Origin of the sequence: uncultured Parasphingopyxis sp. (assembly GCF_937129435.1) — a bacterium.
GTDB lineage: Bacteria > Pseudomonadota > Alphaproteobacteria > Sphingomonadales > Sphingomonadaceae > Parasphingopyxis.
Genome location: NZ_CAKZNF010000043.1, coordinates 1 through 5,958, shown reverse-complemented (window position 1 = coordinate 5,958; position 5,958 = coordinate 1). Strand labels below are relative to the sequence as shown.

General features: G+C 63.5%; 6 protein-coding genes. All 6 read left to right on the top strand.

What is annotated here, in order from left to right; translation table 11 throughout:
- Positions 1-1,087, top strand: a 1,087-nt coding sequence (locus tag Q0139_RS08220) for a toprim domain-containing protein (protein ID WP_298019975.1), incomplete at its 5' end; no start/stop codon positions are given.
- Positions 1,088-1,109: 22 nt separating this feature from the next.
- Positions 1,110-3,128, top strand: a complete 2,019-nt coding sequence (rpoD, locus tag Q0139_RS08215; protein WP_298019972.1) for an RNA polymerase sigma factor RpoD — start codon at positions 1,110-1,112, stop codon at positions 3,126-3,128.
- A gap of 5 nt (positions 3,129-3,133) precedes the next feature.
- Complete coding sequence (locus tag Q0139_RS08210; protein ID WP_298019970.1) at positions 3,134-3,787, top strand: VanW family protein; 654 nt, start codon at positions 3,134-3,136, stop codon at positions 3,785-3,787.
- Complete coding sequence (locus tag Q0139_RS08205) at positions 3,784-4,818, top strand: hypothetical protein (RefSeq protein WP_298019967.1); 1,035 nt, start codon at positions 3,784-3,786, stop codon at positions 4,816-4,818. Before Q0139_RS08210 ends, Q0139_RS08205 begins: the two co-directional genes overlap by 4 nt.
- A 170-nt stretch (positions 4,819-4,988) precedes the next feature.
- The gene (locus tag Q0139_RS08200; protein WP_298019965.1) at positions 4,989-5,303 is read left to right on the top strand and encodes a PspC domain-containing protein; all 315 of its coding nucleotides are present in this window, start codon (positions 4,989-4,991) and stop codon (positions 5,301-5,303) included.
- 134 nt (positions 5,304-5,437) lie between these two features.
- Positions 5,438-5,958 (top strand): hypothetical protein (locus Q0139_RS08195; RefSeq protein WP_298019962.1); only part of this gene is annotated, 521 nt, incomplete at its 3' end.

Below are 5,958 nucleotides of genomic sequence, written 5' to 3'. Positions count from 1 at the left end.
GGCTGGACCGGCCTCGCGCGAAAGCGACCGGATCATCGTCGTCGAGGGCTATATGGATGCGATCGCGCTGCATCAGGCGGGCATCCCCGAAGCCGTCGCCCCGCTCGGCACGGCGCTGACCGAGAACCAGATGGCGCTGCTCTGGCGGATCGTCGAGGCGCCGATCCTGTGCTTCGATGGCGACAGCGCCGGCCAGAAGGCGGCGATGCGGGCCGTCGATCGCGCCCTCCCCGCCATCCGCCCCGACCGCACGCTTGCCTTCGTGACCTTGCCAGCGGGGCAGGATCCCGACGATGTGATCCGCGCCGGAGGTCTACCAGACCTGCAACGGTCGTTCGCCGATCCGCAAAGTCTCGACGGTTTCCTGTGGAACTATATCCGTGCCGAAATCGCGCCGAAGACCGCCACCGCGCGCGCGAAGCTGAAATCGCGGCTGAACGACATCGCCCAGTCGATCGGCGATCCGGCGATGCGCGACGAGTTCGGGCGCGAATTTCGCGACCGGTTCTGGAACGCGTTCGGCTGGAAAAAGCGCGAGGTCGACCTCGTCCGCGAGGCGATCGTTGCCACGTCGGGCAGCGCGCGTCTGCAGGGGCTGGACCTGTACATCCGCGCCATTTTGCTCGGCCTGTCCCGCTACCCGCAGATCGTCACGGCCAAGGCCGAACAGGTCCAGTCGCTCAAGCCGAAGGACGAAACGCTGCAGCGCTGGCGCGACCTGCTGATTTCTGCGGCTTTCGAACGGCCGGGACTTGATGACGACATGATCGAGACCATATTGGCCGATGCGGAGATGGACAGTATCGAAAGGCGGCATATCTGGCGGGATCTCGGCTTTTCCTTCTTCTACCGGAAGTCGGACAGCGAGACGGCCAAACGCGATCTCGAAGCGGCCATCGATACCATCGCCCGTTCGCAGGAGCTTGAACATAGTCTCGAGCGCGTCGGCACTGCTTTGGCGCAGGCCGCTGAGACGGAAGAATTCGAGAGCGTGTGGAATCGCGAATCGGAACGGCGCAGGCAGTTGATGGCGGAACGACAGCGCTTGCATGACGAGTTGGAAACATTAGGGGAAGCCGCTGCCTAAGCGGAAAAGCACGGGAATATTCATGGCGAAATCAAATGCTGCAACCAAGGACGAGGCCGACGCACCGGTGATCGACCTGAATCAGGCTTCGGTGAAGAAGCTCGTTACCAAGGCGAAGAAGCGCGGCTATCTGACGATCGACGAGCTCAACGAGGCGTTGCCGCAGGACAAGATGGATTCCGACCAGATCGAGGACGTCATGTCGGCGCTCTCCGAAATGGGCGTCAACGTCGTCGAGAACGAGGATGCGGGCGAAGAGGAAGCCGCCGAGGCGAAGAACACGCCCAAGGCCGTCGACGGCGCGGAAAAGAAGGTCGTCGAAGCACCGAAAAAGACGACCGGCGACCGCACCGACGATCCCGTCCGCATGTATCTGCGCGAAATGGGCGCGGTCGAGCTGCTGAGCCGCGAGGGCGAGATCGCCATCGCCAAGCGGATCGAGGCGGGTCGCGACATGATGATCATGGGACTGTGCGAAAGCCCGATCACCTTCAATGCCATCATCGAATGGTCCGAAGCGCTCAACGACGAGGAAATGCAGCTGCGCGAGATCCTCGATCTCGAAGCGATGCTGACCAAGGGCCCGAGCGCCGAAGAGGTTGAAAACAGCGAAGAGGATGACGGCGGCGAGATCTCCGAAAAGACCGCCGGCCCCTCGATCAAGGAAGACGACGACGAGGAAGAGTTCGAAGACGAGGAAGACGGCGACGATGAGGATGACCAGGACGAAGGCGCCTCGGCCAAGTCGCGCGACGACGATGACGACGACGATAACCAGCTGAGCCTTGCCCAGATGGAAGAGGCGCTGAAGCCCGAAGCGCTCGAACGCTTCAGCCGCATTACCAAGCTCTACAAATCCTTCTCGGCCGCGCAGCAGAAGCGGCTCGCCGCACTGGGCGCGGGGCAGGAATTCCCCAAGGCGCAGGAGACGCGCTACCAGAAGCTGCGCGAGGAGCTGACGGCGGAGGTCGAGAGCGTCCAGTTCCACCAGACGAAGATCGAATATCTCGTCGACCAGCTCTATTCGTTCAACCGCCGGCTGACGGCGCTGGGCGGGCAGATGCTGCGCCTCGCCGAACGGCACAAGGTGCCGCGCCGCGATTTCCTCGAACATTATATGGACCGCGAGCTCGAAGAGGATTGGCTCGACCAGGTCGCGAAGATCGACAAGAAATGGGCCAAGTTCGCCGAGAGCGAGGCTGAGGCGGTCGACCGGATTCGCACCGAAATCGCCGAGATCAGCCAAGCGACCGGCATGGCGCTCACCGAGTTCCGCCGCATCGTCAACATGGTTCAGAAGGCCGAGCGCGAAGCGCGGATCGCCAAGAAGGAGATGGTCGAGGCGAATCTGCGCCTCGTGATCTCGATCGCGAAGAAATACACGAACCGCGGGCTGCAGTTTCTCGACCTCATTCAGGAAGGCAATATCGGCCTGATGAAGGCGGTCGACAAATTCGAGTATCGCCGCGGCTACAAGTTCAGCACCTATGCGACCTGGTGGATCCGGCAAGCGATCACGCGCAGCATCGCCGATCAGGCGCGCACGATCCGTATCCCGGTGCACATGATCGAGACGATCAACAAGCTCGTCCGCACATCGCGCCAGTTCCTCCACGAGCAGGGCCGCGAGGCAACGCCTGAGGAAATGGCCGAACGGCTTTCGATGCCGCTCGAAAAGGTCCGCAAGGTGATGAAGATCGCCAAGGAACCGATCAGTCTCGAAACGCCGATCGGCGACGAGGAAGATTCGCACCTCGGCGATTTCATCGAGGACAAGAACGCCATCATCCCGGTCGATGCCGCGATCCAGGCGAACCTCAAGGAAACGGTGACGCGCGTCCTCGCCAGTCTCACTCCGCGTGAGGAGCGCGTCCTCCGTATGCGCTTCGGCATCGGCATGAACACCGATCACACGCTCGAAGAGGTCGGCCAGCAATTCTCGGTCACCCGCGAACGTATCCGCCAGATCGAAGCTAAGGCGCTCCGCAAGCTCAAGCATCCGAGCCGCAGTCGCAAGATGCGCAGCTTCCTCGACCAGTAGGACAGATGCGGGGGGCCGGGCGAGCGTCGAACACAATCGGCGACCTCCCGCCTGGCCGCCCCGTTCCCGCCGACCCGCTTTTCGCGCTGAAGACGCGCATCCTTGCCGCGCGTCATTGGCTGCTCACGCCGTTGCGCGAGGACCGTCCGGCGAGGCCTCGATACGGCCGGCACGATGACGTCGCGCCGTGCGTTCTCGGCAGCGACAGCAGCGCGCTGTTCACTGCGACGGATCCGCGCGAGTTCGATCTCGAACTGGGCAAGATCGAGAATCTGCGCGTCGCGGCGCGCCGCCTCAACGGGCTCGAACTGAATGAGGGCGAGGTTTTCGGCTTCTGGCGTTGCATCGGCCGTCCGACGCGGCGCAAGGGCTATGTGGTAGGACGCGAACTGCGTCAGGGCTGTCTCGTGCCAACCATCGCCGGCGGCATCTGCCAGCTCACCAACGCAATCTCGCGCACGGCAATTCACGCCGGCATGGAAATGATCGAGCGCCACCGGCACAGTGCTGCCGTTGCCGACCTCGTCATCGATCCGGACACCGATGCCACGGTATTCTGGAACTATATCGACCTGCGGTTCCGCACGCCACGGCCCATCAGGATCGCCGTCTTTCTTACCGCCGAGACACTCGAAGTTCGGATCGAAGGACGGCCATGAACGCACCACGCAGTTGCGCGAGCTGCGATCAGACGGGCTGCGCGATGAACGCCCGGCACGGCGTGACCGAACTTCCCGCCGAGCGGGCGGCGTTCATCCTCGACGATATCTGGCCGGAATATGCAAGCATGGTCGCCGGGATACGGCGTCCCGCGGACCAGCTGATTGCACCGGGCCTGGTCGGCCGACCAGGGCTTGCCCGCTATGCCTGGCCGGGTGCGGTCGAACATCGCGCCACGGTGGAGACGGCGCGGCGGCACCTGACCATGCGGCGCGTCGCAAAGGCACCGGGGGGTGTCCGGCAGCGCGCCTATCTCGATCGTGACGCGAAGCTCGGTGCGGCACTCGCCGGACGCATAGACTATCGCGCGCGTCATCTGGTCATTGCACAGAATTGGCTCGTTCCGCTTGATCGCGCAGGCGTGTTGGGCGGCCGCAGTTACGACGTGCTGATGAACCGATATCCGTTTGCCGAGATCCACCGGCTGCTCGATCGGGCTGCCTGTGAAGTCGGGCCCAGCGACACCATCAGCGATTTCCGTGCCCCGGACGTGCTTGTCGAACGCGAGACCCGGCTGCTGGCCAGCGCCCGGTATATCGTGACACCGCATTACGGGATCGGGTCACTCTTTCCGGGCCAATGGACGCAGCTCGCCTGGCATCGCCCTCCTCACGGCGCAGCGAACCGCGGCGAGCGCACCGCCTATCTCGGCCCCTCACTTTCCCGCAATCGCCCCGATATTGCGCGGCGGATCGCGTTGAACCTCGATCAGCCGTTGATCGTCATCGGCGATTCTCCAGGTGCATCGGCATGGGAAGGTGTCATGGTCGAACACCGCTCGCGTGGGCCCGGCATGTTCGACGATGTCGGCAGGCTGATCCATCCGGCAACGATGACAACACAACCCCGCGCCCTGCTCACGGCGCTGGCCAGAGGTATTGTCGTCTGCGCGACACCGCCCTGCGGACTTGCGCCCGAAGATTATAAGCCGCTGAGCGGTTTTCCGGCCGCTCCACACCCCTCCCAGTAAATGGTGAATTGCGCCATATAGTGGTGAATGCTGCACTGCAAAATTTCGGTTGCATTTCGCAATCATTCGACTAAATTGGCGCAATACTGCCGTTCTACGGAACTGGCACGGCTCGTGCTTAGTCTGGTGCAACGACCCATCCGAGACGAGAAATACCCAAGGAGTTTGAAATGACGCACAACGCAGAAACCACCGCCCGCCCCTCGCTGTTCATGCGCGACGACACGTTTTTCGGCGTCTGCGAAGGCCTTGGCGAGGATCTCGGGATCAGCGGCAACTGGTTCCGCGTTGCGTTCGCACTGGCGCTGTTCTTCAATCCGGTGCTCACCGTGGCGGCATATTTCGGCTTGGGATTGCTCGTCTTTGCGACTCGGATGCTCGTCCGCGCGCCGCGCCGGAAGGCTGTCGACGCCGTCGAGGTAGACGTCGCCGAGGCTGCCGTAGCGCGCGACGAGGACGAAGACAGGCTCCCGCTCGCCGCCTGAAAATGCCTGCCGCCCCCCTGCAGCAGGGGCGGCACGAACTTAACTTCCGTCAACCCGCTCCTAACGCCCCATAAACCCCCTCTTTACCGCAGCGCGCTATAGCGGCTGTTCACGGAGAAACAGGGTCGGAGTAAATGGCGATGAGGCAGGGCGCGATGGAAGCGGTCGAGGCGCGCGGGATCGGCGATGCGCTGCGCGCAATGGCCGAACGCGACGGATCGAACGCCCATCGTTACGTCCATGGCGAGGAACTCAACAGCGGCCCCTTTGCGGCGCGCAACCTGGCCGATGCCGCCCATTATCTCTGCCTCCTCCACGGCCGCCATCCCGGCGTCGTCGATTTCGCCGCCGAAAAAACGGCTGAACCCGAAGCCCGCAAATGGCTCGAACAGGCGATCGACGGCTTCAGCCGCGAACGCATCTTCATCGGCAACCTGACCGTTGCCGCCGGCCCGCAGCCGAGCACCGTCGGCCATACCGAAAGCGAACAGGCCGTGCTGGCGCAGCGCCACGCGATCGAAACGCTCGCCCAGTCCGAACGCAAGGGCTGCGCGCTCGGCGCGGCAGCGGCGCTCGTCATCGACTGGCGGGAAATCCGTTCGGTGCTGAACGCGGCGGCGGACAAGCTGTCCGTCGAGGCCCCTGGCTGCCAGCT

Coding starts and splice junctions, on each gene's coding strand:
- Q0139_RS08205 (WP_298019967.1), top strand. CDS start 3,784: ATGAACGCACCACGCAGTTGCGCGAGCTGCGATCAGACGGGCTGCGCG.
- Q0139_RS08200 (WP_298019965.1), top strand. CDS start 4,989: ATGACGCACAACGCAGAAACCACCGCCCGCCCCTCGCTGTTCATGCGC.
- Q0139_RS08210 (WP_298019970.1), top strand. CDS start 3,134: ATGCGGGGGGCCGGGCGAGCGTCGAACACAATCGGCGACCTCCCGCCT.
- rpoD (WP_298019972.1), top strand. CDS start 1,110: ATGGCGAAATCAAATGCTGCAACCAAGGACGAGGCCGACGCACCGGTG.